Source organism: Duganella sp. LjRoot269 (genome assembly GCF_964254095.1).
Classification (GTDB): Bacteria; Pseudomonadota; Gammaproteobacteria; order Burkholderiales; family Burkholderiaceae_D; genus Rugamonas; species Rugamonas hordei.
On the sequence record NZ_CAXUSL020000001.1, the window covers coordinates 1,188,853 to 1,215,650 of the forward strand.

26 protein-coding genes and 1 tRNA gene are annotated in these 26,798 nt (G+C 62.6%); 12 read left to right on the forward strand and 15 right to left on the reverse strand.

The window, feature by feature from the left end; all coding sequences use genetic code 11:
• Positions 1–6: 6 nt before the first annotated feature.
• Positions 7–831: an AraC family transcriptional regulator gene (locus tag ACSQ3S_RS05115; protein WP_436141755.1), complete on the forward strand. Its 825-nt coding sequence runs from the start codon at positions 7–9 to the stop codon at positions 829–831.
• Here ACSQ3S_RS05115 and ACSQ3S_RS05120 read toward each other — a convergent pair.
• The 5 genes from ACSQ3S_RS05120 to ACSQ3S_RS05140 all read right to left on the reverse strand — a co-directional run bounded on the left by ACSQ3S_RS05120 (position 788) and on the right by ACSQ3S_RS05140 (position 5,801).
• The gene (locus ACSQ3S_RS05120; protein ID WP_353404186.1) at positions 788–1,411 is read right to left on the reverse strand and encodes a LysE family translocator; all 624 of its coding nucleotides are present in this window, start codon (positions 1,409–1,411) and stop codon (positions 788–790) included. The genes ACSQ3S_RS05115 and ACSQ3S_RS05120 overlap by 44 nt on opposite strands.
• Positions 1,412–1,537: 126 nt before the next feature.
• Positions 1,538–3,118, reverse strand: coding sequence for an isocitrate lyase (locus tag ACSQ3S_RS05125; RefSeq protein ID WP_436141756.1), 1,581 nt, complete (start codon positions 3,116–3,118; stop codon positions 1,538–1,540).
• A 358-nt stretch (positions 3,119–3,476) separates the two neighbouring features.
• The gene (locus ACSQ3S_RS05130) at positions 3,477–4,862 is read right to left on the reverse strand and encodes an FAD-binding oxidoreductase (RefSeq protein WP_436141757.1); all 1,386 of its coding nucleotides are present in this window, start codon (positions 4,860–4,862) and stop codon (positions 3,477–3,479) included.
• Between the two features lie 100 nt (positions 4,863–4,962).
• A complete protein-coding gene (locus ACSQ3S_RS05135; RefSeq protein ID WP_176655479.1) occupies positions 4,963–5,379 on the reverse strand; it encodes a VOC family protein in 417 nt (138 codons plus the stop codon).
• A complete protein-coding gene (locus tag ACSQ3S_RS05140) occupies positions 5,376–5,801 on the reverse strand; it encodes a helix-turn-helix transcriptional regulator (protein ID WP_436141758.1) in 426 nt (141 codons plus the stop codon). The genes ACSQ3S_RS05135 and ACSQ3S_RS05140 overlap by 4 nt, the downstream gene beginning before the upstream one ends.
• A 203-nt stretch (positions 5,802–6,004) precedes the next feature.
• Here ACSQ3S_RS05140 and ACSQ3S_RS05145 point away from each other — a divergent pair, with 203 nt between their 5' ends.
• Positions 6,005–7,138, forward strand: a complete 1,134-nt coding sequence (locus tag ACSQ3S_RS05145) for a branched-chain amino acid ABC transporter substrate-binding protein (RefSeq protein WP_436141759.1) — start codon at positions 6,005–6,007, stop codon at positions 7,136–7,138.
• A gap of 64 nt (positions 7,139–7,202) precedes the next feature.
• On the opposite strand, the gene ACSQ3S_RS05150 is transcribed toward ACSQ3S_RS05145, so the two are convergent.
• A tRNA-Phe gene (locus tag ACSQ3S_RS05150) sits at positions 7,203–7,278 on the reverse strand.
• Between the two features lie 77 nt (positions 7,279–7,355).
• Here ACSQ3S_RS05150 and ACSQ3S_RS05155 point away from each other — a divergent pair.
• The 7 genes from ACSQ3S_RS05155 (at position 7,356) to ACSQ3S_RS05185 (ending at position 15,918) form a co-directional block, all read left to right on the forward strand.
• Positions 7,356–8,573, forward strand: coding sequence for an FAD-dependent monooxygenase (locus tag ACSQ3S_RS05155; protein WP_436141760.1), 1,218 nt, complete (start codon positions 7,356–7,358; stop codon positions 8,571–8,573).
• A gap of 29 nt (positions 8,574–8,602) precedes the next feature.
• A complete protein-coding gene (locus tag ACSQ3S_RS05160) occupies positions 8,603–9,331 on the forward strand; it encodes a DsbC family protein (protein ID WP_353404195.1) in 729 nt (242 codons plus the stop codon).
• A 44-nt stretch (positions 9,332–9,375) separates the two neighbouring features.
• Positions 9,376–9,834 carry a (2Fe-2S)-binding protein gene (locus ACSQ3S_RS05165; RefSeq protein WP_176655496.1) on the forward strand — a complete coding sequence of 153 codons (459 nt, stop codon included), beginning with the start codon at positions 9,376–9,378 and terminating at the stop codon, positions 9,832–9,834.
• A gap of 11 nt (positions 9,835–9,845) precedes the next feature.
• Positions 9,846–12,071 (forward strand): molybdopterin cofactor-binding domain-containing protein, encoded by a 2,226-nt coding sequence (locus ACSQ3S_RS05170; RefSeq protein ID WP_436141761.1) that lies wholly within the window; start codon positions 9,846–9,848, stop codon positions 12,069–12,071.
• Positions 12,072–12,076: 5 nt separating this feature from the next.
• Positions 12,077–12,643, forward strand: a complete 567-nt coding sequence (locus ACSQ3S_RS05175; RefSeq protein ID WP_436141762.1) for a nucleotidyltransferase family protein — start codon at positions 12,077–12,079, stop codon at positions 12,641–12,643.
• Positions 12,644–12,655: 12 nt separating this feature from the next.
• Positions 12,656–14,473 carry a M61 family metallopeptidase gene (locus ACSQ3S_RS05180; RefSeq protein ID WP_436141763.1) on the forward strand — a complete coding sequence of 606 codons (1,818 nt, stop codon included), beginning with the start codon at positions 12,656–12,658 and terminating at the stop codon, positions 14,471–14,473.
• Between the two features lie 260 nt (positions 14,474–14,733).
• Positions 14,734–15,918 carry a GGDEF domain-containing protein gene (locus ACSQ3S_RS05185; RefSeq protein ID WP_436141764.1) on the forward strand — a complete coding sequence of 395 codons (1,185 nt, stop codon included), beginning with the start codon at positions 14,734–14,736 and terminating at the stop codon, positions 15,916–15,918.
• On the opposite strand, the gene trpC is transcribed toward ACSQ3S_RS05185, so the two are convergent.
• The 7 genes from trpC to rpe form a co-directional block, all read right to left on the reverse strand.
• The gene (trpC, locus tag ACSQ3S_RS05190) at positions 15,915–16,715 is read right to left on the reverse strand and encodes an indole-3-glycerol phosphate synthase TrpC (protein ID WP_436141765.1); all 801 of its coding nucleotides are present in this window, start codon (positions 16,713–16,715) and stop codon (positions 15,915–15,917) included. The two genes, ACSQ3S_RS05185 and trpC, sit on opposite strands and share 4 nt — an antisense overlap.
• Before the next feature lie 13 nt (positions 16,716–16,728).
• Positions 16,729–17,394, reverse strand: a complete 666-nt coding sequence (locus ACSQ3S_RS05195; RefSeq protein WP_436141766.1) for a LysE family translocator — start codon at positions 17,392–17,394, stop codon at positions 16,729–16,731.
• Positions 17,395–17,403: 9 nt separating this feature from the next.
• Positions 17,404–18,441 (reverse strand): anthranilate phosphoribosyltransferase, encoded by a 1,038-nt coding sequence (trpD, locus tag ACSQ3S_RS05200; RefSeq protein WP_436141767.1) that lies wholly within the window; start codon positions 18,439–18,441, stop codon positions 17,404–17,406.
• A gap of 69 nt (positions 18,442–18,510) precedes the next feature.
• Positions 18,511–19,074 (reverse strand): anthranilate synthase component II, encoded by a 564-nt coding sequence (locus ACSQ3S_RS05205; RefSeq protein WP_090326971.1) that lies wholly within the window; start codon positions 19,072–19,074, stop codon positions 18,511–18,513.
• A gap of 1 nt (position 19,075) precedes the next feature.
• Positions 19,076–20,572, reverse strand: coding sequence for an anthranilate synthase component I (gene trpE / locus ACSQ3S_RS05210; RefSeq protein WP_353404202.1), 1,497 nt, complete (start codon positions 20,570–20,572; stop codon positions 19,076–19,078).
• Positions 20,573–20,786: 214 nt separating this feature from the next.
• The gene (locus tag ACSQ3S_RS05215; RefSeq protein ID WP_436141768.1) at positions 20,787–21,470 is read right to left on the reverse strand and encodes a phosphoglycolate phosphatase; all 684 of its coding nucleotides are present in this window, start codon (positions 21,468–21,470) and stop codon (positions 20,787–20,789) included.
• On the reverse strand, positions 21,470–22,138 hold the full coding sequence (gene rpe / locus ACSQ3S_RS05220; protein WP_413447625.1) for a ribulose-phosphate 3-epimerase: 669 nt from the start codon (positions 22,136–22,138) through the stop codon (positions 21,470–21,472). The genes ACSQ3S_RS05215 and rpe overlap by 1 nt, the downstream gene beginning before the upstream one ends.
• 184 nt (positions 22,139–22,322) lie before the next feature.
• On the opposite strand from rpe, the gene apaG reads away from it, so the two are divergent.
• A complete protein-coding gene (apaG, locus tag ACSQ3S_RS05225) occupies positions 22,323–22,697 on the forward strand; it encodes a Co2+/Mg2+ efflux protein ApaG (protein ID WP_008444834.1) in 375 nt (124 codons plus the stop codon).
• A 136-nt stretch (positions 22,698–22,833) separates the two neighbouring features.
• On the forward strand, positions 22,834–24,054 hold the full coding sequence (gene mltA, locus ACSQ3S_RS05230; protein ID WP_436141769.1) for a murein transglycosylase A: 1,221 nt from the start codon (positions 22,834–22,836) through the stop codon (positions 24,052–24,054).
• Here mltA and ACSQ3S_RS05235 read toward each other — a convergent pair.
• Both ACSQ3S_RS05235 and ACSQ3S_RS05240 read right to left on the reverse strand, forming a co-directional pair.
• Positions 24,051–24,488: a universal stress protein gene (locus tag ACSQ3S_RS05235; protein ID WP_176655506.1), complete on the reverse strand. Its 438-nt coding sequence runs from the start codon at positions 24,486–24,488 to the stop codon at positions 24,051–24,053. The two genes, mltA and ACSQ3S_RS05235, sit on opposite strands and share 4 nt — an antisense overlap.
• Before the next feature lie 63 nt (positions 24,489–24,551).
• Positions 24,552–25,844 (reverse strand): MFS transporter, encoded by a 1,293-nt coding sequence (locus tag ACSQ3S_RS05240; protein WP_436144994.1) that lies wholly within the window; start codon positions 25,842–25,844, stop codon positions 24,552–24,554.
• A gap of 99 nt (positions 25,845–25,943) precedes the next feature.
• Between ACSQ3S_RS05240 and ACSQ3S_RS05245 the strand changes: the two genes are divergently transcribed.
• Positions 25,944–26,720, forward strand: a complete 777-nt coding sequence (locus ACSQ3S_RS05245) for an enoyl-CoA hydratase (protein WP_436141770.1) — start codon at positions 25,944–25,946, stop codon at positions 26,718–26,720.
• The last annotated feature ends 78 nt before the right edge of the window (positions 26,721–26,798 follow it).

The window sequence follows — 26,798 nt, forward strand, 5'->3', positions numbered from 1 at the left end:
TGGGCGATGCGCGATCCCAACCACCCTTCCGGCCCCCGCTTCTGGCGGGACGCCAGCCTGCCCTTCATCGAGGCGCGGGCCATAGCCGATGGGCGGAAGGTTTGCTACGCCCGGCATGCGCACGAGACGTTTTCGATCGGCGCGATCAGCGGCGGACGCACCGACTACATCAACCGGGCCTCGCGCCAGCGGGTCGGCGCCCGCACCCTGGTCCTGATGAATCCGGGCGACGTCCACGCCTGCAATCCGCTTGCCGACGAGCCATGGTCGTACCGCATGCTGCACGTCGATCGCGCCTGGTTCGGCCGTCTGCAGCACGAGTGGGGATTCAGCGCCAGCCGCGATTTCCATCCCTTTGCCGCCACCCTGAGCACGTCGCCGGCGCTGTATATGGGACTCAACCGGCTCTATGACGTGCTGACCAGCGGCGGGCCGGAGCCGCTGCCGCGGCAGTGCGCGGCGGTGGAGTTCTTCGGGCAGGTGCAGTCCTGCCTTGATCCGGCCGCCGTCGTCGAGCGCGAAGCGAACCGCAAGCTCGAGCGCGCGGCCGACTACATCAGCGACAACTGCGGCGGCGCGCTGAGGCTGGAGGACATCTGCGCCGCCGCCGATTTGTCGCCGTCCTATCTGATCCGCGCCTTCAAGCAGCGCTACGGCATGACGCCGCACGCCTATCTGTTGAACCGGCGCATCCAGTTGGCGCGCGGCTTGCTCAGGAACGGCGCCGCCATCGCCGATGTCGCGCTGGAAACCGGGTTTTCCGACCAGGCGCATTTCCAGCGCATCTTCAAGCAGTTGCTGGCGGCGACGCCTGGCCAGTATCGCCGCTGAGCAAGAGGTAGACGGCGCTGACGGCCAGCAGGAACGCCATCGAGCGGTTAAACAGCCGCATCCCCGAAGCATCGCTCAAGCGGCTGCGCAGGAACGTGCCGGCATAGGCCCAGCTGGCGATCGACACATAGCAGACCACGAAATACAGCGCGGCGAACTGCCAGACCAGCACGGCGTCGCCGTCGGCGGCAAACGCGCCCATGCCGGCCACGGACGCCACCCAGGCCTTGGGATTGAGCCATTGCATGGCGGCCCCGGCCATCAGGGACGGCCCCCTGCCGCCGGCGGCAAGGTCGAGCCTGCCGTCGTCGCGCGCCAGCTTCCACGCCATGAACAGCAGGAAGGCCACGCCGGCCAGCTGTATGGTCCGCGTCAGGACCGGCAGCCGCGCCAGCAATTCGTGCAGGCCGAGGCCGGTCAACAGCAACAGCAGCGTGAAGCCGACGGTGGCGCCGGTGACATGGCGCATGCTGGCGCGAAAGCCGTGCTGCGCGCCGCTGCCGAGGGCGACGATGTTGACAGGACCGGGGGAAATCGATGAAGCCAAGGCGAAGGCCGCCATGGAAAACAGGATGCTCATAAGTGCGCGTCTCCGATAAGTATGGACCGGAGCTGACGATACGCGGCGTGGCGGGCGCTGTATTGGAGAAAATCGCCCTCATAAAAAAAGCTCGCCGCAGCGAGCTTTTTACCGAGGCACCAGCGATCAGAACTGGTTCATGGTGTTGTCTTTGCCGGCCGCCTTCAGTGCCGCTTCGCCGCTGAAGTAGTCCTTGTGGTCGTCGCCGATGTCCGAGCCGGACATGTTCTGGTGCTTGACGCAGGCGATGCCCTGGCGGATTTCCTTGCGCTGCACGCCGGCCACGTAGCCCAGCATGCCCTGGTCGCCGAAGTATTCCTTGGCCAGGTTGTCGGTCGACAGCGCGGCGGTGTGGTAGGTCGGCAGCGTGATCAGGTGATGGAAGATGCCGGCTTCGCGGGCCGCGTCGGCCTGGAAGGTGCGGATCTTCTCGTCGGCGGTGATCGCCAGTTCGCTCTGGTCGTATTCCACGCTCATCAGCTGGCTGCGCTCGTAGGACGACACATCCTTGCCCTCGGCCTTCATCGCGTCGTACACCTGCTGACGGAAGTTCAGCGTCCAGTTGAACGACGGGCTGTTGTTGTACACCAGCTTGGCGTTCGGGATCACCTTGCGGATTTCGCTGACCATGCCGCCGATCTGGGCGATATGCGGTTTTTCGGTTTCGATCCACAACAGGTCGGCGCCGTTCTGCAGCGAGGTGATGGAGTCGAGCACGCAGCGCGCTTCGCCGGTGCCGGCGCGGAACTGGAACAGGTTGCTCGGCAGGCGCTTGGGACGCAGCAGCTTGCCTTCGCGCTTGATGACGACGTCGCCGTTGCCCAGCGCGTCGGCCGACACTTCTTCGCAATCGAGGAAGGAGTTGTACTGGTCGCCCAGGTCGCCCGGCTCGTTGGTCACGGCGATCTGCTTGGTCAGGCCGGCGCCCAGCGAGTCGGTGCGGGCGACGATGATGCCGTCGTCCACGCCCAGTTCCAGGAAGGCGTAGCGGATGGCGCGGATCTTGGCCAGGAAGTCTTCATGCGGCACGGTGACCTTGCCGTCCTGGTGACCGCATTGCTTCTCGTCGGACACCTGGTTTTCGACCTGGATGCAGCAGGCGCCCGCTTCGATGAACTGCTTGGCCAGCAGGTAGGTCGCTTCGGCGTTGCCGAAGCCGGCGTCGATGTCGGCGATGATGGGCACGACGTGGGTCACGTGGTTGTCGATCTGCGCCTGGATGGCTGCCTTGGCCGGACCTTCGGCGGCGTCCAGCTGGCGGAACAGGCCGCCCAGCTCGCGCGCGTCGGCCTGGCGCAGGAAGGTGTAGAGCTCCTTGATCAGCGCCGAGACGGCGGTTTTTTCATGCATCGACTGGTCAGGCAGCGGGCCGAACTCGGAACGCAGCGCGGCAACCATCCAGCCCGACAGGTAGAGGTAGCGGCGGTCGGTGCTGTTGAAGTGCTTCTTAATCGAGATCATCTTCTGCTGGCCGATGAAACCGTGCCAGCAACCCAGCGACTGGGTGTACTTGGACGGGTCGGCGTCGTAGGCGGCCATGTCGGCGCGCATGATCTTGGCGGTGTACTTGGCGATGTCCAGACCGGTCTTGAACTTGTTCTGGGCGCGCATGCGGGCGGCAGACTCGGGATTGATGGCGTTCCAGGCGGCGGCTTGTTGCTCTTTCAAACCGGCAACTGCCTTGATGTCGTCTTGATATTGGGACATGTGTATCTCCTAAAGAATAAAACAAGTTTGGAAAAATCGTCGAGTGCGCGGCCCCGTCCGGCCGCAACCGCATGACTAAATAGTAGGCCATTCTGGTGCACTGCATCAAGGTCTTATATAAGACATATAACTTAAATTTATTCTTTAATTTTCAAAGGCTTAGTTATTAAATATTGCAATATGAAACGAATTTTCAAAAAATGAGATGGCCGGGCCGGGAGTTTTTCAGGCCCGATTGCGCGATGTGAAACGGAGTTTCAGTTTCTGAGGTGGCGGCGTAATAACCGCGCGAGGGCGGGGGGGGGGCGCATTGAGGCGGAGCCGGGCTGCTTGCCTGCCCGGCACCACCATTGCTGGCCTATGCGGCAGGATGGATGTTCTGGTTATTGCGGAACACATTGTCCGGGTCGTATTTCATCTTGATCTGCGCCAGCCGCTGATAGTTCGCGCCATAGGCGTCGGCGGTGCGATCGCTCTCGTCCTGGGTCAGGAAATTGACGTACACGCTGCCGGTCGCGTGCGGCGCCGAGGCGCTGAAGAATTCGCGTGCCCAGGCAATGCAGCGGGCATCTTCCGCCGGGCTGTCCCAGCGCGTGTGCACGTTCATCACGTAGAGCGCGTCCCGGTGCGGATATGCCGTGTCCTGCGGCGACGGCGCCGCCGCCCGCGCGCCCAGCAGCCCGAGGAAGATCTCGCACTGCGGCGTCGGCAAGTTGCCGGCGTAGCGGATGACGGTGTCGATGGCTTCGTCGCTGAGCTGCGTGAAATTATGCGATTTCCAGTAGTTGCGCGCGCCCGGCGTCAGCATCGGATCGAAGGTCTGTTGCCAGGCGGCGTAGGGCGCGGCGCCGACATGCATGCCCAGTGGCAGGCCGAAGCTGCGGACTCGGTCGATTGATTGCTGCACGGCGTCGAGCTTCAGCGGCGAGAAGACGGGCAGTGCCAGCACGTCCTGTCCGTGCACTTCCGGCGGCAGGAAGGGCAGCGGCGGCGCCTTGCGCAACACCGCCCACACTGTCAGGTCGTCAGGCATGACGTTGACGAAATCGCGGTACTGCGTCAGCACCTGTTTGGCTTCGGCGAACGGGAAGACGATCAGCCCGGCGGTGATTTCCGGCCCCACCGGGTGCAGCTGGAATTCGAAGCGCGTGACCACGCCGAAGTTGCCGCCGCCGCGTATGGCCCAGAACAGGTCGGGATTTTCCGTTGCGCTGGCATGCAGGCGGCGGCCGTCGGCTGCGATCAGGTCGGCCGACAGCAGGTTGTCGGCCGCCAGGCCCAGCGTCCGGCTGAGCCAGCCGAAGCCGCCGCCGAGCGTCAGCCCCGCGACGCCGGTGGTGGAGTTGATGCCCAGCGGCGTGGCCAGGCCGTATGCCTGCGCCTCGTGGTCGAAGTCGTGCAGCGTGGCCCCGCCTTCGACATAGGCGCGGCGCTGGTCCGGATCGACCTGGACCGATTTCATGTCCGACAGGTCGATCACCAGGCCGTCGTCGCACAGGGCGCTGCCGGCGATATTGTGTCCACCGCCGCGCACGGCAAGGGTTAGTCCATGGTCGCGCGCGAAGGCCACTGAGGCGCGTACGTCCGCCGTGCCGGCGCAGCGCACGATGATGGCCGGGCGCCGGTCGATCATCGCGTTCCAGACCGCGCGGGCTTGGTCATAGCCCGCATCGTTGGGCTGGAATAGTTTGCCTCTGAGCGAGGCTTGCAGTTCGTTGAATTTCCCATCCGTCAAAGTATTCATCGCGCATCTCCACGTGGGTGCATACCCCTCCATGATAGGGAGGCGACGCGCACTCACGCAAGCACAGGCACTTCGAAAAATGGCGGATGGGCGCCGATGCCTATTGCGGCTTGGCCGCGGCCTCGATCATCTTCCATCCGTTGCCGGAAGGATCCCGAAAACCGGCATCCACAGTGCCGTAGCGATCCGTGGGTTCCTGCGTGAACTCAACCCCGCGCTTGCTCAGGCGCTCGTGGGCGGCACGGCAGTTGTCCACGACCAGCACCAGTGGCGGCATGGCGCCTTTCGCTACGAGCTCGTTCAGGGTCTGGGCGGTTGCCGCGTCATGTACTGGCGGGCCGGGGCGGAACAGGCCGAGCTGGAACGAGGGCTGGTCCGCGTGCTGCACCGTCAGCCAGCGATAGTCGCCGTTGCGAACGTCGGTGTGGACGACGAACCCCAGTTTGTCGACGTAAAACGCAAGCGCCTCGTCCTGATCACGCACGTACAGACCGACCATATTGATACCTTGAGTCATATATCCTCCTTAGATTGGAGTTCCAGTGTGCCAGCAGCCTGGATGCGCCGCTTCTCCAAAACTGCGATCTTGAGATCGGGCCGTTGGGCGTCGCGCATGACGCACTCGGGAATCTGCTGTCCCGGATGCGGAGCCGACCGATCGCGCTCGCGGAGCTCACCCGGACTGCAGCCGGTGATGTCGCGGAAAATGCGGCCGAAGGTGCCGAGACTGGTCCAGCCGGTTTGGAGCGCGATTTGTGTAACAGGCAGGTCGGTGTCGCGCAGCAGCGCCGCGGCGCGCTCGATGCGGCGGGTAAGCAGGTAGCGATGTGGGGGCAGGCCGAACGCCTTCTTGAACTCGCGCGCGAAGTACGCCGGCGAGACCGCGCTCACCTGCGCCAGCCGGTGGACGGGCCACTCCTCGTGGGGCGCGCCGTCCATTCTATCTTTCGCGCGCAACAACCGCCGCAGTAGCAGGGGACTCTGGGTCATCCTATCCTCACGCTTAAAATAAGGGCATATTATCCGTCAAAACAAACCGCCAACCTTCGCCGTTCGTCTGCGGATAGCGGCGCCGTTGCCGGCTTACTGACATAGCGCATTCGTTGCTAGAATGCGTGGATTACCCATCATCTGGAGCAGCAATGACGCGCATTCTTCCTCTTCTGGCTTGTGGACTATGGAACTGCGCCGTGATGGCGCAGGAAGTGGTGAAGATCGGCGTGGCGGGGCCGCTGTCAGGCGAGATCGCGCATCTGGGCAAGGCGATGGAGAATGGCGTGACGCTGGCGCTGGAGGACTTGAATGCGCGCGGCGCCACCATCGGCGGCGCAAAAGTGGTCTTCAGAATGCAGAGCGAGGATGATGCGGCTGATCCGAAACAGGGCACCGCCGTGGCGCAGAAATTGGTCGATTCGGGTGTGAAGGCGGTCATCGGCCACGCCAATTCCGGCACCACGGTGCCCGCTTCGCGTATCTACGACGCCGCAGGCATTCCGCAGATTACGCCTTCCGCCACCGCCCCTGCGTACACCCGGCAGAAATTCGCCGGCGCGTTGCGCGTGGTGGCCAACGACAATATGCTGGGCAGCTCGCTGGGCCGCTACGCGGTGGAGCAACTGGGCGCGCGCAGGATCGCCGTAATCGACGACCGCTCGGCCTATGGGCAGGGCGTGGCCGATGAATTCATCAAGAGCGCCCAGGCGCGCATACCCGGCCTGAAAATCGTCGGCCGCGAATTCACCACGGCCAAGGCCAGCGACTTCACCGCCATCCTGACCGCCATCCGCGCGAAGAAGCCGGATCTGGTGTTCTTTGGCGGTATGGATGCCACCGCCGGCGGCATTCTGCGTCAGATGAAGGCGTTGGGCATGGAGCCGCGTTTCATGGGCGGCGACGGCATCTGCACCGAAGCGCTGCCCGCGCTGGCGGGCGGCGGCATGCGTGACGATGCGGTCTATTGCGCCGAAGCCGGCGGCATCGACGCTGCTCACAAAAAAGACGTCAGCGATTTCGTGGCCCGCTTCCACGCGCGCTTCCACAGCGACATCCAGACCTACGCCCCGTACGCCTACGACGCCACGATGACGGTGGCGGCAGCCATGCGACAAGCCGGCTCCACGGATCCGGCCAAATACCTGCCGGTGCTGCGCCAAATCCAGTATCCCGGCCTGACCGGGACCATCCGCTTCGACGCCAACGGCGATATCCGTGACGGTGCCCTGACCGTTTCGACCTACCGGGCCGGCAAAAAAATCAAGCTGGTAGTGCTGCGGTAGGAGGGGGAACGCGTCGGACAAGGAAAACAAAAAAGCCACCCGAAGGTGGCTAATTTAGTGTTCTTGGTGGCCCGGGGCGGAATCGAACCACCGACACAAGGATTTTCAATCCTCTGCTCTACCAACTGAGCTACCAGGCCAAGGAGCAGAATTATAGCAGGCCCGAGCGAAATTGCAAGGGCCGATTTCTATTTCTCACAACCGTTATAATGGCCGGATGAATAAGCCATCCTCCCCCGCTGCGCTGCGCGTCATAGAGAGTGATATTTGTATTGTCGGCAATGGCGCGATTGCCAAGACCGCCGCGCTGGGCCTGGCCCAGGCCGGCCTGAGCGTGACTTTGCTGGGGCCGCCGTCCCGTCCGGCGGCGCCGGCGGCCGATCCCGGCTGGGATGCGCGGGTCTACGCGCTGAACCATACCGCCCATCATCTGCTGTCGTCGCTGAAGGTGTGGAATGCGCTGGATCAAGCGCGCGTGGCGCCGGTCGACGCGATGATCGTCCACGGCGACGGCGAGCATGCCGGCGGCCTGGCCTTCGACGCCTACGGCGCCCACACCGGCACGCTGGCCTGGATCATGGAAGACCGCAACCTGGGGCAGGCGCTCGACGCCGCCCTCAAGTTCGCGCAGAACGTGCGCGTGGTCGAGGGCCGCGCCACCGGCCTGCTGCGGAGCGACGACAGCGCCGCCGTGCACCTGGACGACGGCTCCAGCATCAAGGCCGCGCTGGTGGTCGGCGCCGACGGCGCCCAGTCCTGGGTGCGCGGCCAGTGCGACATCGGCCTCGATTACCGCAGCTACAACCAGCGCGCCGTGGTCTCCAACTTCGCCTGCGAACTGCCGCACCATGGCGCCGCCTATCAATGGTTCACCGGCGCCCAGGGCATCGTCGCGCTGCTGCCGCTGCCGGGCAACCAGGTATCGCTGGTGTGGTCGGCGCCGGAAGCGCTGGCCGACACGCTGCGCGCCGAGTCGGCGCAGCAGATCGCCCACCGGCTGGCCGTCTACGCATCGGCCAAACTGGGCGCGCTGACGCCGCTGCAGCCGGAGCTGGTACGCGACTTCCCCCTGCGGCTGATACGCCCGCACGCGATGAGCGCGCCGCGCGTGGCGCTGGTCGGCGACGCCGCCCATGTGGTCCATCCGCTGGCCGGCCACGGCATGAACCTGGGCTTCGCCGACGTGGCGCAACTGGTCAAGACATTGAGCGAACGCGAACCCCAGCGCGGCATCGGCGACAGCCGCGTGCTGGCACGCTACGAGCGCGCGCGCAAGGAAGACGTGCTGCTGATGCAACTGACCACCGACGGCCTGGCGCGCCTGTTCGGGGCGGACATGGAGCCGCTGCGCGTGGTTCGTAATTTCGGATTAAACTTGCTGGATAAATTACCTGTGCTGAAGCGCCGTTTGATTTCCCACGCCATGGGCAAATGAGAGCACTGTCAGTCGTCACCGGAGATGTCATGAGAAAGAGTAAGATCGTTTTGTTGTTGTTGTCGGCGCTGATGGCGTCCTGCGTGGGCGCCGAAACGCCGCCGACCACGGAGTCGATCAAGAAGCTGGTCGAGCCGCGACTGGGATCGAACGTCAAGGTCGAATCGGTGCGGGAGACGCCATACAGCGGCTTGTATGAAGTCCGTATCGGCAATGAGATCCTGTACACCGACAAGACCGCGACCTATCTGTTCTCCGGCCACATCTTCAACCTGACCACCAGCACCGACCTGACCAAGGAACGCGTCGACGAGATCAGCAAGATCAAGTTCTCCGACCTGCCGCTGGACAAGGCCATCAAGACCGTCAAGGGCGACGGCAAGCGCGTGATCGCGGTGTTCGAGGATCCGAACTGCGGCTACTGCAAGCGCTTCCGCCAGACCACGCTGAAGGAAACCGACAACATCACGGTCTACACCTTCATGTACAACATCCTGGCCGAAGACTCGTTCACCAAATCGAAAAACATCTGGTGCGCACCGGACCGCAGCAAGGCGTGGGAAGACTGGATGGTCAGCGGCAAGGCCGCGCCGGTGGCCAAGGCCTCCTGCGACGCGCCGAACGACGTGGTGCTGGAACTGGGCCACAAGCTGGGCGTGTCCGGCACGCCGGCTATCTTCTTCGCCGATGGCAGCCGCGTTCCCGGCGCGATCGACACCAAGTCGCTGGAAGAGAAGCTGACCAAGATCAAGCAGTAAATCAAGCAGCAACGTCAAAAACGCAGGGACTACAGGAGGATTGAATGATCACTTTGAACATCAACGGTAAAGACACGCAGGTTGACGCCGATCCATCGACGCCCATCCTGTGGGCCTTGCGCGATAACCTGAACATGACCGGCACCAAGTTCGGTTGCGGCGCGGCGCTGTGCGGCGCCTGCACCGTGCACCTTGGCGGCCAGCCTATCCGTTCGTGCATCACGCCGATTTCGGCGGCCGTTGGGCAGAAGATCACCACCATCGAAGCAATGGAAACCGACAAGGTCGGCCAGGCGGTGCAGGCCGCATGGGTCAAGATGGACGTGCCGCAGTGCGGCTACTGCCAGAGCGGCCAGATCATGAGCGCGACCGCGCTGCTGCGCACGAACAAGGCGCCGTCCGATGCCGACATCGACAACGCCATGAGCGGGAACATCTGTCGATGTGGCACGTACCAGCGCATACGCGCCGCCATCAAAGACGCCGCCAAAACCATCGCTTAAGGGAGACCGCCATGCGTATCGAATGGATCAACCAGGAATCGATGGCGACGCTGGGCGCCGCAGCCGCAGGCGGCATGTCGCGCCGCGGCTTCATGAAGGCCGGCGCGGTTGCCGGCGGCGGTCTGGTGCTGGGCTTCTTCATGCCGGGCGCCGGCCGCTTCGCCAATGCGCAGCAGCCTCCGGCCAAGGTCTACGAGCCGAACGCCTTCCTGCATATCGCGCCGGACAACACCGTCACCGTGCAGGTCAACCGGCTGGAATTCGGCCAGGGCGTGCAAACCTCGTTGCCGATGCTGATCGCCGAGGAGCTGGACGCAGACTGGTCGAAGGTGAACGGTGCTTTGGCGCCGGCTGGCGATCAATATAAAGACCCGGCGTTCGGCATTCAGATCACCGGCGGTTCGGGCAGCATCGCCCACTCGTATATCCAGTACCGCGAGATCGGCGCCAAGGCGCGCGCGATGCTGATCGCGGCGGCGGCCGAGCAGTGGAAGGTGGCGCCGGACCAGGTCAAGACGTCCAAGGGCACGCTGATCGGCCCCGCCGGCCAGAAGGCCACGTATGGCGCGATGGCCGATGCGGCCATGAAGCAGCAGGTTCCGGCCACCGTGAAGCTGAAGGATCCGAAGGATTTCAACTTCATCGGCAAACCGATGAAGCGCCTCGACGCGAAACTGAAATCGACCGGCAGGCAGCAGTTCGGCATGGACTTCAAGGCGCCAAACAGCAAGGTCGCCGTGGTGGCGCGGCCGCCCGTGTTCGGCGCCAAGGTCGCCAAGTTCGATGCGTCGAAGGCCAAGGCCATCAAGGGCGTGATCGAAGTGCTGGAGGTGAAAACCGATCGCGGCGGCAGCGGCGTGGTGGTGGTGGCCGACGGCTACTGGCCGGCCAAGATGGGCCGCGAAGCGTTGCTCATCGACTGGGATACCAGCGGCCTGGAAAAGGTCAGCAGCGACAAGCAGCTGGCCGAGTACAAGGCGCTGGCTGCCAAACCGGGCCTGCCTGTGCGCAAGGCCGATACCTCGAAGCTGGCCGGCGCGGCGAAGAAAATCTCCGCCGTGTATGAATTCCCGTACCTGGCGCACGCGCCGATGGAACCGCTGAACTGCGTGGTCGATCTGCGCTCCGACGGTTGCACCGTATGGGCCGGTTCGCAGTTCCAGACGATGGACCAGGGCGCCATCGCCGCCACCGCCGGCCTGAAACCGGAACAGGTGGTGCTGAATACGATGATGGCCGGCGGTGGCTTCGGCCGCCGCGCCGTGCCGACTTCCGACTATCTGGTCGAAGCGGTCAACATCGCCAAGGTGTGGCAGGCCACCGGCAAGAAGGATCCGATCAAGGTGATCTGGAGCCGCGAGGACGACATCAAGGGCGGCTACTACCGTCCGTCGCACGTGCACCGCGCCGAGATCGGCTTTGACGCCAAGGGCGAGATGGTGGCGTGGGATCACGTCATCGTCGGCCAGTCCATCATCACCGGCACGCCGTTCGAGCCGATGATGATCAAGGACGGCATTGACTCGACGATGGTCGAAGGCATGGGCGAGCCTTACGCAGTGCCGATGAACCTGACGGCGCATAGCGTCAAGGCCAACGTGCCGGTGCTGTGGTGGCGTTCCGTGGGCTCCACCCACACCGCGTTCGTGATGGAGACGCTGATCGACGAAGCCGCCCATGTGGCCAAGATGGATCCGGTGGCCTACCGCAAGAAGCTGATGGGCGAGAAGGGCAAACGTCACGCCGCCGCGCTGGATCTGGCGGTCGCCAAGTCCGGTTACGGCAAGAAGGCTTTGCCTAAAGGCCAGGCTTACGGCGTGGCGGTGCACGAAGCGTTCAACACGGTGATCGCCTATGTGGTGGTGGCGTCGGTGGACAAGGGCGTTCCAAAGCTGCACAAGGTGACGGCGGGCGTGCATTGCAACCAGCCGGTCAATCCGCTGACGATCGAGGCGCAGATCCAGGGCGCGGCGCTGATGGGCCTGGGCATGACCCTGCCGGGCGCCGCCATCACGCTGAAGAACGGCGTGGTCGAGCAGCAGAACTTCAGCGACTACACGGTGGCGCGCATGACCGACATGCCGGTCATCGATGTGCACATCGTGCCGTCGAACGACGCGCCGACCGGCATGGGCGAACCCGGCTTGCCGCCGCTGGCGCCGGCCTTCGCCAACGCGTTGTTCAAATTGACCGGCAAGCGTTTGCGCAAGCTGCCGTTCGATCTGGCCAGCGCCTGAGCCGGATGGCATTAGTAGGTATATTGCTGGCAGCCGGGCGGGGTAAGCGGTTCGACCCGTCCGGCGTACAAAACAAATTGCTGCAAGCGTTGGAGAGCGGCGACGCCGTCGTCGCCGCCAGCGCGAGGAATATGCTGGCCGCGCTGCCGCGCGTGCTGGCCGTGGTCCGCCCCGGCGACGACAAGGTGGCCGCGCTATTGGGCGCGTTGGGATGCGAAGTGCGCGTCTGCGCCGACGCCGACCTGGGCATGGCCGAATCGCTGGTGACGGCGGTCGACTGCACCAAGGGCGCGGAAGGCTGGGTGATCGCCCTGGGTGACATGCCCCATGTGCAGCCGGAGACCATCCGCGCACTGGCCGCGACGATCGAACGGGGCGCGCGCATCGCGGCGCCCGTGTATCAAGGGCGGCGCGGCAATCCGGTCGCCTTCAGTAGTTATCACCTGCCGTTGCTGCTGGCGCTGGAAGGCGACCAGGGCGCACGCGCTATACTTAAGACCCACGCGGTGAGCGAACTGGACGTCGACGATATCGGCGTGGTGCGCGATATCGATACGCCGGGCGATCTGTAAACAGGACATTTGATGAAGAAATCGAACAAGAGCACTCCGGCGATCGCGTACAGCATCGTCGGCCACGATCTGGCTGCCCACCTGTTCCACGTCACGCTGACGGTGGACGCGCCGGCCGCAGGCGGCCAGGTTTTCGCGCTGCCGGCCTGGATCCCGGGCAGCTACATGATTCGCGAATTTTCGCGCAACATCGTGCGCATCCGCGCCGAATCCAACGGCGAGCCGGTGGCGCTGGCCAAGCTGGACAAGCATTCCTGGCAGGCAGCGCCGCTGAAGGATCACGCGGCATCGCTGACGTTGCACTATGAAGTCTACGCCTGGGATTTGTCGGTGCGCGCCGCACACCTGGACCAGAACCATGCGTTTTACAATGGCACCAGCGTGTTCCTGCGCGTGCTGGGGCAGGAAGACCAGCCGCACGTGGTGGACATCCAGCGTCCGGACGGCGAGGCGGCCAAGACCTGGCGCGTGGCGACCTCGCTGCCGGAACTGAAGGCGAAACGTTATGGTTTTGGCACCTATATCGCCGCCAACTACGACGAATTGATCGACCACCCGGTGGAGCAGGGCGATTTCGCGCTGGCCACGTTCAAGGCGCATGGCGTGCCGCACGACATCGTTATCAGCGGCCGGGTGCCGAATCTGGACCTGGCGCGCCTGAGCGCCGACCTGAAAAAGATCTGCGAAACCCAGATCGCCTTCTTCGAACCGAAGGCCAGGAAAGCGCCGATGGACCGCTATGTGTTCATGACGCTGGCCGTCGGCGATGGATATGGCGGCCTCGAGCATCGCGCCTCGACCGCGCTGATCTGCGCCCGCGCCGACTTGCCGAGCACGGCATCCAATAGTAAAGAGATAACAGACGGCTACCTGCAATACCTGGGCTTATGCAGCCACGAATACTTCCACACGTGGAATGTTAAGCGCATCAAGCCGGCGGCGTTCGCACCCTACAATCTGCAAGTCGAGAATTACTCGCCGCTGCTGTGGTTGTTTGAAGGCTTCACCAGTTATTACGACGATTTGATGCTGGTCCGTGCCGGCGTGATCGCGGAGCCGGCGTATTTCAAACTTCTGGGTAAAACCATAGGCAGCGTGTTGCGCGGCAGCGGGAGGACCAAGCAAAGCGTGGCGGATTCGAGTTTCGACGCCTGGGGCAAATATTATCGCCAGGATGAAAATGCGCCGAATGCCATCATCAGTTATTACACCAAGGGTTCGCTGATCGGTTTGGCGCTGGATTTGAGCATACGCGCCAAAACCGGTGGCAAGAAATCGCTGGATGATGTGATGCGTACTTTGTGGCAGCGTTACGGCCGCGATTTTTATAACGGCGCAGGCCGGGGAGTTACTCCAGCAGAAGTTGAAGTTATATTTGATGAAATAAGCGGTGGCCGTTTCAAGCCATTCTTCGATAAATATATCCGTGGAACCGAGGATCTGCCCCTGGCTAAAATGCTGGCTCCATTCGGCATTAAATACAGCGATGAGCGAAAATCTTCAAAACCCAGCCTGGATGCAAATCTCGGTAAAGATGGCAATGATTGCAAATTATCGGCCGTGCACGAAAATGGCGCCGCCCATCAAGCCGGCTTATCAGCTGGCGATATATTAGTCGCCATAGACGGCTTGCGCGTCAATGCCACCAATCTGGAAACGCTGCTTTCCCGTTACGGCATTGGATCGACCGTTGAAGTACACGCATTCCGCCGTGACGAATTAATGACGTTCAATATGACCTTGCAAGGCGAGCGTGTGCCTGGCATTACGCTGTCATTAGACCCCGCCGGCAAAAAATCCACCGGCCCAATACGCCCCAGCGCCGCCTGATAAGCAATTCCAATCCGGGGTCAGATCTGACATTCGGACACAAGCTGAACCGTAGATAGCTGTACGGTTGAGCTCCTGTCCGAATGTCAGATCTGACCCCGGATTTTTTTGCACTATGCATGCCAAATTTTGGCGTGTAAATGCCGGGTTCTGGCATGTCTGGCTGGTTTTTGCGTTGTCGCGGGGATAATTTTCCGCCTGGGCGTAGTTCTGGTTTAGAATTTGGCCTGACGCTTTAGCCTAAGAGGATAGTTCCGCACGTGATACTGCTTGATCCCACTACTATTATCCTGATGGCGACGCTGATGGCCGGTGCAATGAGCGTTGTGCTTTATTCCGCCCATTTAAGTTTTCCTAAAGAGATTAAAGGCCTGAAACAATGGGCTGGTGGATTGCTGTTATTGGCGGTCGGCTCGGTATGCTTTAGCCTGCGTGGCGGTATATTAGGAAATACATTGCCTTTGATTTGTGCGAATTCAGTGTTGATGTGGGCACTGGGTTTAACGCTGATCGGTACGCAGAAACTATATGGGCAGCGTCCGTCGTGGTGGTTGTTTCATCTGATCTGGGCGCTGGCGATGCTGGGTGTCGGCTATTGGTTGATTGTTGAACCGAACTTTGCCGCCCGGGTTGCGGTCTTTTCTTTCCTCTGCTTTATATTCTATGCCTGTCAGGTTGTATTGATATACCGCTTTGGCGAGCCACATTTTTCCAGTAAATTCTTTGGCGCATTGATGTTTCTGCAATCGGTGGTCGTGCTGACGCGCGGTATATTGGCGCTCTATATGGGTAGTGAGCATGCCACTTTGCTGACAGTCGGTCCGTTCCAGAGTATTTATCTCGCCACCGCGCATTTCATGATATTGCTGCTGGCCGTAGGCTTTATGGCGGTCGCTACCCGCCGTTTGCAAACCATCCTGGAACGCCGCTCGACTTTGGATCCATTGACGCAGGTATTAAATCGTCGCGGTTTCGCCGATATTTACGCCAAGGAGCATGCGCTGATGCTGCGCGAATCCACTGCGATGACGATGCTGAGCATCGATCTGGATTATTTTAAGAAGATTAACGACCGTTATGGCCACGCGACCGGCGACCGCGTACTGATCGACGTCGCCGAGGTTATCGGCAAAGCCTTGCGCGTGTCGGACCATGTGGCCCGTTTTGGCGGCGAGGAGTTTATCGTGTTGTTGCCGAATACAGGCTTGGACCGGGCGCGCCATATCGCGGAACGGATCCAGACGGCCTTGCGCGAGCCGCACGGGCAGGGGCTGCCTGCCTACACAGTCAGCATAGGTATTGCTTGCCAGGCAAGTGCCGACGAGAACCTGGATGGGATTTTGATGCGGGCGGACAAGGCGCTGTATAGCGCCAAGGAGTTGGGCCGCGACCGTATCGAGATCGCGGCCGAGGGCCCGCCGCCCAAGCAGGCAGTAAGGGCTTAGTTAAACAAACGAGCCAGCTCGGCGCCCGGATCCGGCGCCCGCATGAACGCTTCGCCGACCAGGAAGGCATGCACATTTGCCTCGCGCATGCGTTTGACGTCTTCCTGCACCATGATGCCGGACTCGGTAATGACCAGTTTGTCGGCCGGAATCCGGTCCAGCAGGCCCAGAGTATTCTCCAGCGACACCTCGAATGTACGCAAATTGCGGTTGTTGATGCCGAGCAAGTCGGTTTTCAGGCGCAGCGCGGCGGTCAGCTCGTCGCCGTCGTGGGTTTCCACCAGCACGCCCATGCCCAGTTCGTGGGCGCAGGCTTCCATTTCCGCCATCAATCCGTGGTCCAGCGCCGAGACGATCAGCAGGATCGCGTCCGCGCCCATCGCGCGGGCTTCGTAGATCTGGTAGACGTCGATCATGAAGTCCTTGCGCAGCACCGGAATCGCGCAGGCGGCGCGCGCCTGCTGCAGGTAGGCGGTCGAGCCCTGGAAGAACTGCTCGTCCGTCAGTACCGACAGGCATGCGGCGCCGTTGGCCTGATAGCTGGCGGCGATGTCGGCCGGGCGGAAGTCGGCACGCAGCACGCCTTTCGACGGCGAGGCCTTTTTCACTTCGGTGATCACGCCGGCATGGCCGGCGGCGATCTTGGCCCGGAGGCTGGCCTCGAAGCCGCGCAGGCCGGCGCGCAGCTCGGCGTTGCCTTCGACGTCGGCGCGCAGGCTGGCGAAGCCGCGGTATTTTTTAGCGGCGGCGACTTCGTCGGCTTTGACTGCGAGGATTTTGTTCAGGATGTCGGACATGATAAACCTAAGATTAATGTTGTTCCGCCAGCGCCAAACGCAGGCCGAGTGCCAGGAACAGGCCGCCCGTCACGCGGTTTAGCCATAGCGCCACCAGCGGCTTGACCTTCAGGCGCGCGCTGGCAAAGGCGGTGAAAACGGCCAGGCCATTACACCACAACATACCGTTGAAATTGAAAATGCAGCCCAGGACGATGAACGCCAGCGGCTTGCTGGTGGATTCAGCCGAAATAAACTGCGGCACGAACGCCAGGAAGAACAAAGCCACTTTCGGGTTCAGCACGTTGGTGAGAAAGCCCTGGAAGAAGATTTTACGATAAGCCAGCGGCTGCGCGGCGCGCGCCGCCACGGCCTGAGCCGCCGCATCATCCATATCGTCCGCATCGCTGCGTAGTCTGGCGCGCAGCATGCCGATGCCGACGTACACGATATACGCCGCGCCTATCCATTTGACGGCGGTGAATGCGGCAGCCGACGTCGCCAGCAGCGCCGACAAACCCAGCGCCGCGGCGAAGATATGGATCATGGTGCCGGCGCCTATGCCCAGCGCCGCCGCCGAGCCGGCGCGCCAGCCCTGCGTGGCGCTGCGCGTCATGATCAGCAGCGAATCCGGACCCGGCATGATATTCAGCAGCAGCCCGGAGATAATGAACAGCGTCAGGTCGTGGATGCCGAACATGATGGCCCCTTAGTTCGCGCCGCCGAGGCTTTGCGTGACCTGCACGAACTGCTCGACCTTGCGCAGCGCGTCGCCGGATGCGATGGCCTTGCGCGCACGCGCCAGGCCGTCCTCGATCGAACTTGCCACGCCTGCCGCATACAGCGCGGTGCCGGCGTTGAGCGCGACGATATCGAAAGCCGCGCCGGGTTCGCCGCGCAGCGCTTCCATCATCTTGGCTTTCGATTCGGTCGAATCGGCCACCTTCAGGTTGCGGCTGGCGATCATCTGCAGGCCGAAGTCTTCCGGATGGATTTCGTATTCGCGGATTTCGCCGTTAATCAGTTCGCCGACCATGGTGCCCGCGCCCAGCGAGACTTCGTCCATATTGTCGCGGCCATAGACCACGATGGCATGCTGCGCGCCGAGTCGCTGCAGCACGCGCACCTGGATGCCCACCAAGTCGGCGTGGAATACGCCCATCAGGATATTCGGCGCGCCGGCCGGATTGGTCAGCGGTCCCAGGATGTTGAAGATGGTGCGCACGCCCAGTTCGCGGCGCACCGGCGCCGCATGCTTCATCGCAGCGTGGTGGTTGGGCGCGAACATGAAGCCGATGCCGGTCTGCGCGATCGATTGCGCGATCTGCTCGGGTTTCAGGTTGATGTTGGCGCCCAGCGATTCGATCACGTCGGCCGAGCCGGACGAGGACGACACGCTGCGCCCGCCGTGCTTGGCCACGCGCGCGCCAGCGGCGGCGGCGACAAACATCGACGCGGTGGAGATGTTGAACGTATGCGCGCCGTCGCCGCCGGTGCCGACGATGTCGAGCAGGCCGGTGGTGTCGGCCATCGGCACCTTGGTGGAGAACTCGCGCATCACCTGCGCGGCGGCGGCGATCTCGCCGATGGTTTCCTTTTTCACGCGCAGGCCCATGGTCAGGGCCGCGATCATGGTCGGCGACATTTCGCCGGACATAATCTGGCGGAACAGGTGCAGCATCTCGTCGTGGAAAATCTCGCGGTGCTCGATGCAGCGCAGCAGTGCTTCTTGATGGGTGATAGGCATGGCAATTCCTTCTTCAATTTGGACGCGGATCGCAGCTAAAGGAGGCGCGCGGCAAGCACGCCGGCGTCTTTAGCGGACCAGGAAGTTCTTCAACAGTGCGTGACCGTGTTCCGACAGGATCGACTCGGGGTGGAACTGCACGCCCTCGATGTCGTAATCCTTGTGGCGCACGCCCATGATTTCACCGTCGTCGGTCCATGCCGTCACTTCGAGGCAGGATGGCAGCGAGCTGCGCTCGATAGCCAGAGAGTGATAACGGATCACCGTGAAGGGGGAGGGCAGGTCCTTGAAGACGCCCACGCCCGTATGCGCGATTAAAGAAGTTTTGCCGTGCATGACCTGCTTGGCGCGGATCACTTTGCCGCCGAACGCTTCGCCGATGGCCTGGTGGCCGAGGCACACGCCCAGGATCGGCTTCTTGCCGGCGAAGTGCTTGAGCACCTCGATGGAAATGCCCGCCTGCGACGGATCTTTCGGACCCGGCGAAATGCAGATGTGGTCCGGGTTCAGCGCTTCGATTTCCGCAATCGTGATTTCATCGTTGCGGTACACGCGTACATCCTCACCCAGCTCGCCGAAGTACTGCACGATGTTGTAGGTGAAGGAGTCGTAATTGTCGATCATCAGCAGCATCTCAGAACTCCCCATCCAGGCCATCTTGCACTTGTTCGGCGGCGCGCAGTACAGCGCGCGCCTTGTTTTCAGTTTCCTGCCATTCCATCTCCGGTATCGAATCGGCGACGATGCCGGCGGCGGCCTGCACGTACAGCATGCCGTCCTTGATTACACCGGTGCGGATGGCGATCGCCACGTCCATTTCGCCGCCGAAGGAGAGGTAGCCGCAGGCGCCGCCGTAGATGCCGCGCTTGCTGATTTCCAGTTCGTCGATCACTTCCATCGCCCGCACTTTCGGCGCGCCGGTCAGCGTGCCGGCGGGGAAGGTCGCGCGCAGCACGTCCAGGTTGGACAGGCCGTCTTTCAGCTTGCCCTCGACGTTGGAGACGATGTGCTGCACATGCGAGTATTTTTCGATGACCAGGCGGTCGGTGACGCTGACGCTGCCGATCTCGGAGATGCGGCCCAGGTCATTGCGCGCCAGGTCGATCAGCATCACGTGTTCGGCGATCTCCTTCGGATCGGCCAGCAGTTCCTTGGCCAGTTCGGCGTCGCGTTCCGGCGTGGCGCCGCGCGGACGGGTGCCGGCGATAGGGCGCAGCGTGACTTTCTTCTCGCCGTCCGGCAGCGTCTCGTTGCGCACCAAAATCTCCGGCGACGCGCCGACGATCTGCATGTCGCCGAAATTGTAGAAGTACATATATGGCGACGGGTTCAACGAACGCAGCGCGCGGTACAAGGTCAGCGGCGAATCGACGTACGGCTTGCGGATGCGCTGGCCGATCTGCACCTGCATCAAGTCGCCGGCCATCACGTATTCGTGGGCCTTGGCGACGGCCTTCAGGTATTCGTCCTTGGGGAAGTCGCGGATGGTTTCGGTGCGCACCGAGCTGCTCGTCACTGGCGCGTCGACGCCGCGGCGCAGCATCACACGCAGGTCTTTCAGGCGCTGGCGCGCTTTGGAATACGATTCCGGCTGCGTGGTGTCGGCGTAGACGATCAGGTACAGCTTGCCGGAGAGGTTGTCGATGACGGCCAGTTCCTCGGTCACCATCAGCTGGATGTCGGGCAGGCCCAGGTCGTCCTTGGGCTGGGTGTTGGCCAGCGTTTTTTCGATGTGGCGCACCGAGTCGTAGCCGAAGTAGCCGGCCAGGCCGCCGCAGAAGCGCGGCATGCCCGGACGCAGCGCGACCTTGAAGCGCTTCTGGTAAGCCTCGATGAATTCCAGCGGATTGCCTTCGTGCGTCTCGATCACGGCGCCGTTCTTGACGATCTCGGTGCGCGTGCCGAAGTTGCGCAGCACGGTCGTCGCCGGCAGGCCGATGAAGGAGAAGCGGCCGAAACGCTCGCCGCCGACCACCGACTCAAGCAGGAAGGTGTTCTTGCCGGCGTTCTGGCTCTGGGCCAGTTTCAGGTACAGCGTGAGCGGGGTTTCGAGGTCGGCAAAGGCTTCCGCGATCAGCGGGATGCGGTTGTAGCCATCGTTGGCCAACGATTTGAATTCGAATTCGGTCATGTCTTCTCTCCATGCCGCCAGGGATGTGGTTGTGGATTTGGCGGTGGTTTGTCAAAAAACCTGTCGGGTGCGTGCGCACGGACGACAGCAATCAGTTCGGCTCAGTTTTGCCAGGATTGCCAGCGTCGCCAAAGCCAGGCCTCAATCGAGCCGGTTTGGTTGACATTGTGTTTTTTGGTGAAAGACATTTCGGTCAGAGTAGTTCAGCTAACGGTTAATTATGTGAACGGATCAAAATAGCGGCATCGAGCAGCGTGGCTACTATACCATCGGAATCGGTTTTGTGTATAGCCTCTCCGTGATTGTAACCGTAAGGCACCGTCAGCACCGGGCAACCCGCCGCCCGTGCGGCCTGCGCGTCGTTCGAAGAGTCGCCGATGGCCACCACTTGCGCCGGCTTGAGGCCGAAATCGGCACACACCGTCTGCAGCGGCAGGGGATCGGGCTTCTTGCGCGGCAGCGAATCGCCGCCGTAAACCACCTCGAAAAAGCCGTCCAGCCCCTTCAGCTTGAGCAGCGGCGTGGTGAAGGATATCGGCTTGTTGGTTACACAGGCCAGGCGCAGGCCCTGTGCCTTCATCGCCGTCAGGCCTTCGATCACGCCGGGATACAGGGCGCTGTGGTTGCCGTTGATGCTCAGGTAGTGGCGCTGGTAGGCGTCCATCGCCGCCTCGAAGCGGGCTGCGACGCCGGCGCCGTCCAGATCCAGCGCCAGCACGGAGCGGATCAGGTTTTCGGAGCCCTTGCCGACCATCAGCGCGATCTGCTCTTGCGCGACCGGTTTCAGGCCGAGTTCCGCCAGCATGCCGTTGATCGCGACGTAAAAGTCGGGCATCGTGTCCAGCATGGTGCCGTCGAGGTCGATGATTGCGGCGCGCACGCCTGCCAGCACGCTCATTACGCTACCGTCGCCAGCTGGGCGCGCATGGCGTCGATGACGGCCTTGTAGTCCGGCTTGCCGAAGATGGCGGAGCCGGCCACGAAGGTGTCCGCGCCCGCGGCCGCGGCGGCGGCGATGTTGTCGATCTTGATGCCGCCGTCCACTTCCAGCAGGATGTCGCGGCCGGATTCGTTGATCAGGCGGCGTGCCTCGGCGATTTTCTTCAGCGCCTGCGGAATGAAGGACTGGCCGCCGAAGCCCGGGTTGACGGACATGATCAGGATCATGTCGATCTTGTCCATCACGTGCTCCAGGTAGCTCAGCGGCGTGGCCGGATTGAACACCAGGCCGGCCTTGCAGCCGTGGTCGCGGATCAGCTGCAGCGAGCGGTCGATATGGTCCGACGCTTCCGGGTGGAAGGTGATGATGTTGGCGCCGGCCTTGGCGAAGTCCGGAATGATGCGGTCGACCGGCTTGACCATCAGGTGGACGTCGATCGGCACTTGCACGTGCGGGCGGATCGCTTCGCAGACCAGCGGCCCGATGGTCAGGTTCGGAACATAATGGTTGTCCATCACGTCAAAGTGAATGATGTCCGCGCCGGAGGCGACGACGTTGCGGACCTCTTCACCCAGGCGGGCGAAATCGGCGGACAGGATGCTGGGAGCGATGCGGAATGTGGTCATGGCGGTGGGCTGCAATAAAAAAGATGCGCTATTTTACGCTGCCCGGCGCGACCGCGACCGTTTTACCCCCGTTTTCAGCCGCGCCGTCCTTGCATAGAGTGCGGATTTGCGGTGCAATGAGCGTCTGACGATATACAATCGCCAAGCTTGCAAGATGCGATTGCGATTTTACTAAGGAATTTTGATGGCCACTTACGAATTTACTGTGTCGGTCAGAACCCAGTACCTGCCAGATCAGTCGGACCCGGAGCGCACCAACTTCGTTTTCACCTACTCGATCACGATCAAGAACACCGGCACGGTGGCTGCACAGCTGATCTCACGCCACTGGGTCATCACCGACGCCAACAACCATGTGGAAGAAGTGCGCGGCCTGGGCGTGGTCGGCCACCAGCCGCTGCTGCAACCCGGCGAGCATTTCGAATACACCAGCGGCACGGCGCTGCAAACCCAGCAGGGCTCGATGGTCGGTGAATACTTCTGCGTGGCCGAGGACGGCCATCAGTTCGAAGCGAAGATCCCGGAGTTCGTGCTGTCGCTGCCGCGCACGCTGCACTGATTATTCCTGTTCGTTCTCCGGCGGGGGCAGCTTTTTGGTCTTGCCCTTGCCCTGGTACATAGTCCACCAGACGATAAACACCAGCAGGAAAAACGCCACGCATGCTTCTATCATCAATACCCACATAGCTATCCTTATGTCATTAACACGCCGTAGTCTACTCGTTCCGCTGGCCGTCGTGGCGCTTTCGCTGGCCGCCTGTACCACCACGCCGCTGCCGCCGGAGAAGCCGGTGCCGCCCGTGCCGCCCGCCGTACCGGTGCCGCCCGTCGTGCCCCCAGCCCAGCCGACGCCCGAACCGGTCAAGCCGACCGCGCTGCAACTGGTGCCGACCACCTTCGCCGCGCTGCCCGGCTGGGACAAGGATGATGTGCGCGCCGCGTGGCCGGCCTTCATGTCCTCGTGCTCGGTGCTGGTCAAGCAACCGAACTGGAAGGAGTCCTGCACCATCGCCCGCACCGTCAACGCGGGCGACGAGCAGGCGATCCGCACCTTCTTCGAAGCCTTCATGGTGCCCAACCAAGTGGTGGCGCCGGACGGCGCGACCGACGGCCTGATCACCGGCTATTACGAGCCGCTGCTGCGCGGCGCCCGCAAGAAGGGCGGTCCGTATCAGACGCCGCTGTTCAAGGTGCCGGACGATATGGTCACCATCGATCTGGCCAGCGTGTATCCGGAACTGAAGGGCATGCGCCTGCGGGGCAAGCTGGTGGGCAAGAAGGTGGTGCCTTATGCGACCCGCGCCGACATCGAGAAGGCCGACTTCCCCGGCAAGGAGCTGCTGTGGGTCGACGATCCGGTCGAGTCGTTCTTCCTGCAGGTGCAGGGCTCGGGACGGGTGCAGCTGACCGATACCCAGGAAACCGTGCGCGTGGCGTACGCGGACCAGAACGGCCATCCGTATAAATCAATCGGCAAGTACCTGGTGGAGAAGGGCGAGTTGACCGTGGAGCAGGCGTCGGCGCAGGGCATCAAGGCCTGGATCGCCGGCCACCCGACGCGCATGCAGGAGCTGTTCAATGCAAATCCGAGCTATGTGTTCTTCCGCGAAGAGCGCCTGCCGGATCCGAAGGTCGGTCCGAAAGGTTCGCTGGGCGTGCCGCTGACGCCTGCGCGCTCGGTGGCCATCGATGCGTCGCAGTTGCCGCTGGGCGCCCCGGTGTTCCTGGCGACCACCATGCCGAACAGCGACATTCCGCTGCAGCGGCTGGTCATGGCGCAGGATACCGGCGGCGCGATCCGCGGCGCGATCCGGGTCGATTACTTCTTCGGCTTCGGCACGGAAGCATCGGAAAACGCCGGCCGCATGAAGCAGCGGGGCAGCGTCTGGGTGCTGCTGCCCAAGCAGGTCAACTAGCGAAGCACCATCACGGGCAGCGTGGTATGTGCGAGCACCTTCTGCGTCTCGCTGCCCAGGAACAGCCGGTTCAGGCCCGTGCGTCCGTGCGACGCCATCATGATGATGTCGCAGCCATGCTTCTTCGCCGCCTCGACGATTTCCTCGTAGGGGCTGGGCGACATCGTTATCACTCCTTCGAACGGAATATCAGCTGCCAGCGCGGCTGCGGCCACCTTTTCGATATGCCGGCGCGCGGCGTCCTGCATCTGGGTGGCGAACTGGCCGGAATCGATCACCGCGCCGCTGTCGCCCATCGACGAAAACGGCAACGGCTGTATCACCGTGATAGCGACGATCTTCGCCTGATTGAGCCTGGCGAACCGCACCGCCGTGGCGGTTGCCTTGTCCGACAGGTCCGAACCGTCCGTCGGCAGCAAAATGGACTTGAACATGGCGCGCTCCCAAGAATGGATATGGCAACCAGCCTAATGTTTTAGGCGGATGCCCGGCGCACGTTAGGTGGCTGCCGGCGCCACCGCCGGCTGGCTGCCGCGCATGGACGACGACATCGCCATGCTGATCGTCAGCAGGATGCCGCCGGCCGCCACGCAGGCCATGCCGGTGCGGATGCTGAAATGCTCGCCGATGTAGCCGGCGGCCAGCGCGCCGAGCGGCGCCGTCGCCACCGTCAGGAAGCGCATCGTCGACACCATGCGGCCCAGATACTCATCCGGCGTGACCTTCTGGCGCAGTGTCATGTAGGGCATGAAGAACAGCATCACGCCGCAATCCATGAACAGCGACAAACCGCCGGCGGCGACCGCGCTGGCGTTCGGACTGCCGAACAGATTTGCCGGCACCACCGGCATCGCGGCAAACGCAAACGCGGTCAAGCCTATGCCGATCAGCATGGTCACACCGGGACCGAAGCGGGCATTCAATGGCTTCAGCATCAGGGAGCTCAGCAGCACGCCTATACCGCCCACCATCTGCGCCGCGCCCAGCATGCCTGCCGTCATACCCAGTTCGCGCGTGCAGAACAGCACGTTGAGCGCCGTGAATCCGTAGAACAGCATGTGCCAGACGCCGGCGCCCCAGGCCAGCGTGCGCAGTAGCGGCTGGCCCCAGATGAACAGCAGGCCGTCGTGGATGTCGCGCAGCGGATGCTTGTTCGACGGCGGCGGCTTCGGATCGTTGGCCTTCAGATTGCGCAGCAACAGGATGGAGATTACGAAGCCGAAGGCATTCAGCAGCACCGCGAACGGCGCGGTCAGCCACTGGATCAGCACGCCGGCGACGCCAGGCGCCAGCAGGCGCGAGGCCGAATCGGTGGCGGCGAACTTGGACTGCGCATCGGTCAGGCGGTCGCGCCCGATCAGGTTGGTCAGGAAGATCTGTTCGGCGCCGCCGCCCAGCACCGAACAAGCGCCGATGACGAACGACACCGCATACATCCAGTGGATCGACAGCACGCCCAGCCACCAGGCGGCCGGTATGCTGGCCAAGGTGACAGCCAGGACGGCCTTGCTGGCCAACAGCACCGGCAGTTTGCGGTTGCGGTCGAGAAGGACGCCGGCCGGCAAGGCCAGCAGCGCGAACGGAATCGCCTGGCACGCGCCGAGCACGCCCATCTGCGCCGGCGTGGCGTGCAGCAGCAAAACCGAGCACAGCGGTAGAGCCAGCGCGCTGATGTAGCTGCCGAAGCCGTTGAGGGTGGCGCTGAACCAGTAGCGCATGAAGTCGCTGTTGCGCAGCAGGTCGTCGCCGCTCAGCTTGTCCTTCAGGTAGTGGCGAAAGGCGGTAAAAATAGGAAGCTCTTTAAAGCAGGTTGCCGAGCTTCAATCATACCAGCGCGGGAGTTAGGCGCTACAATCCTCGAGGAATATTTCACCGTGAAGGAGACACCTATGCAATATGAAGATCTGATCGTCGAAGTGCACGACAAAGTCGCCCTGATCCGTTTGAACCGGCCGAAGGCGCTGAACGCGCTGAACGACCGTATGATGAACGAGCTGGGCGATGCTTTATATAAGTTCGACGCCGATCCAGCCATCGGCTGCATCGTGCTGACCGGCAGCGAGAAAGCCTTCGCCGCCGGCGCCGACATCGCGGCCATGGCGGACTACACCTACCAGGACACTTACCGCGACAACTACATTACGCGCAACTGGGAGCACATCCTGCGCATCCGCAAGCCGGTGGTCGGCGCCGTGGCCGGCTATGCGCTGGGCGGCGGCTGCGAATTGGCGATGATGTGCGACTTCCTGATCGCGGCTGACAACGCCAAGTTCGGCCAGCCGGAAATCAAGGTTGGCGTCACGCCTGGCGCCGGCGGCACGCAGCGCCTGCCGCGCACCATCGGCAAGGCCAAGGCCATGGATCTGCTGCTGACGGCGCGCACCATCGACGCGGCCGAAGCCGAGCGCATCGGCCTGGTTTCGCGCGTAGTCCCTGCGGACAAGCTGATCGAAGAAGTGCTGACCGCGGCCAAACAGATCGCCTCGATGCCGACCTCGGTCGCGATGATGATCAAGGATGCCGTCAACCGCGCGTTTGAAACCACGCTGACGGAAGGCGTCACCTACGAGCGCCGTTTGTTCCAGGCAGCGTTCGGCACGCCAGCTCAAAAAGAGGGCATGCATGCCTTCCTTGAAAAGCGCTTGCCAAACTTCGAAGGTCTTTGATATGATTCGGCCCCTCGCAGAACAACACATAAGAATGTGACGTAAAACGAGGGGTTGACGAGAGAAAAGAAACACTTC

Bases quoted from the DNA above. Each gene is read 5' to 3' on its own strand.
- ACSQ3S_RS05115 (WP_436141755.1), top strand. From the start codon at position 7: ATGCGCGATCCCAACCACCCTTCCGGCCCCCGCTTCTGGCGGGACGCC.
- ACSQ3S_RS05120 (WP_353404186.1), bottom strand. From the start codon at position 1,411: ATGAGCATCCTGTTTTCCATGGCGGCCTTCGCCTTGGCTTCATCGATT.
- ACSQ3S_RS05125 (WP_436141756.1), bottom strand. From the start codon at position 3,118: ATGTCCCAATATCAAGACGACATCAAGGCAGTTGCCGGTTTGAAAGAG.
- ACSQ3S_RS05130 (WP_436141757.1), bottom strand. From the start codon at position 4,862: ATGAATACTTTGACGGATGGGAAATTCAACGAACTGCAAGCCTCGCTC.
- ACSQ3S_RS05135 (WP_176655479.1), bottom strand. From the start codon at position 5,379: ATGACTCAAGGTATCAATATGGTCGGTCTGTACGTGCGTGATCAGGAC.
- ACSQ3S_RS05140 (WP_436141758.1), bottom strand. From the start codon at position 5,801: ATGGACGGCGCGCCCCACGAGGAGTGGCCCGTCCACCGGCTGGCGCAG.
- ACSQ3S_RS05145 (WP_436141759.1), top strand. From the start codon at position 6,005: ATGACGCGCATTCTTCCTCTTCTGGCTTGTGGACTATGGAACTGCGCC.
- ACSQ3S_RS05155 (WP_436141760.1), top strand. From the start codon at position 7,356: ATGAATAAGCCATCCTCCCCCGCTGCGCTGCGCGTCATAGAGAGTGAT.
- ACSQ3S_RS05160 (WP_353404195.1), top strand. From the start codon at position 8,603: ATGAGAAAGAGTAAGATCGTTTTGTTGTTGTTGTCGGCGCTGATGGCG.
- ACSQ3S_RS05165 (WP_176655496.1), top strand. From the start codon at position 9,376: ATGATCACTTTGAACATCAACGGTAAAGACACGCAGGTTGACGCCGAT.
- ACSQ3S_RS05170 (WP_436141761.1), top strand. From the start codon at position 9,846: ATGCGTATCGAATGGATCAACCAGGAATCGATGGCGACGCTGGGCGCC.
- ACSQ3S_RS05175 (WP_436141762.1), top strand. From the start codon at position 12,077: ATGGCATTAGTAGGTATATTGCTGGCAGCCGGGCGGGGTAAGCGGTTC.
- ACSQ3S_RS05180 (WP_436141763.1), top strand. From the start codon at position 12,656: ATGAAGAAATCGAACAAGAGCACTCCGGCGATCGCGTACAGCATCGTC.
- trpC (WP_436141765.1), bottom strand. From the start codon at position 16,715: ATGTCCGACATCCTGAACAAAATCCTCGCAGTCAAAGCCGACGAAGTC.
- ACSQ3S_RS05195 (WP_436141766.1), bottom strand. From the start codon at position 17,394: ATGTTCGGCATCCACGACCTGACGCTGTTCATTATCTCCGGGCTGCTG.
- trpD (WP_436141767.1), bottom strand. From the start codon at position 18,441: ATGCCTATCACCCATCAAGAAGCACTGCTGCGCTGCATCGAGCACCGC.
- ACSQ3S_RS05205 (WP_090326971.1), bottom strand. From the start codon at position 19,074: ATGCTGCTGATGATCGACAATTACGACTCCTTCACCTACAACATCGTG.
- trpE (WP_353404202.1), bottom strand. From the start codon at position 20,572: ATGACCGAATTCGAATTCAAATCGTTGGCCAACGATGGCTACAACCGC.
- ACSQ3S_RS05215 (WP_436141768.1), bottom strand. From the start codon at position 21,470: ATGAGCGTGCTGGCAGGCGTGCGCGCCGCAATCATCGACCTCGACGGC.
- rpe (WP_413447625.1), bottom strand. From the start codon at position 22,138: ATGACCACATTCCGCATCGCTCCCAGCATCCTGTCCGCCGATTTCGCC.
- apaG (WP_008444834.1), top strand. From the start codon at position 22,323: ATGGCCACTTACGAATTTACTGTGTCGGTCAGAACCCAGTACCTGCCA.
- mltA (WP_436141769.1), top strand. From the start codon at position 22,834: ATGTCATTAACACGCCGTAGTCTACTCGTTCCGCTGGCCGTCGTGGCG.
- ACSQ3S_RS05235 (WP_176655506.1), bottom strand. From the start codon at position 24,488: ATGTTCAAGTCCATTTTGCTGCCGACGGACGGTTCGGACCTGTCGGAC.
- ACSQ3S_RS05245 (WP_436141770.1), top strand. From the start codon at position 25,944: ATGCAATATGAAGATCTGATCGTCGAAGTGCACGACAAAGTCGCCCTG.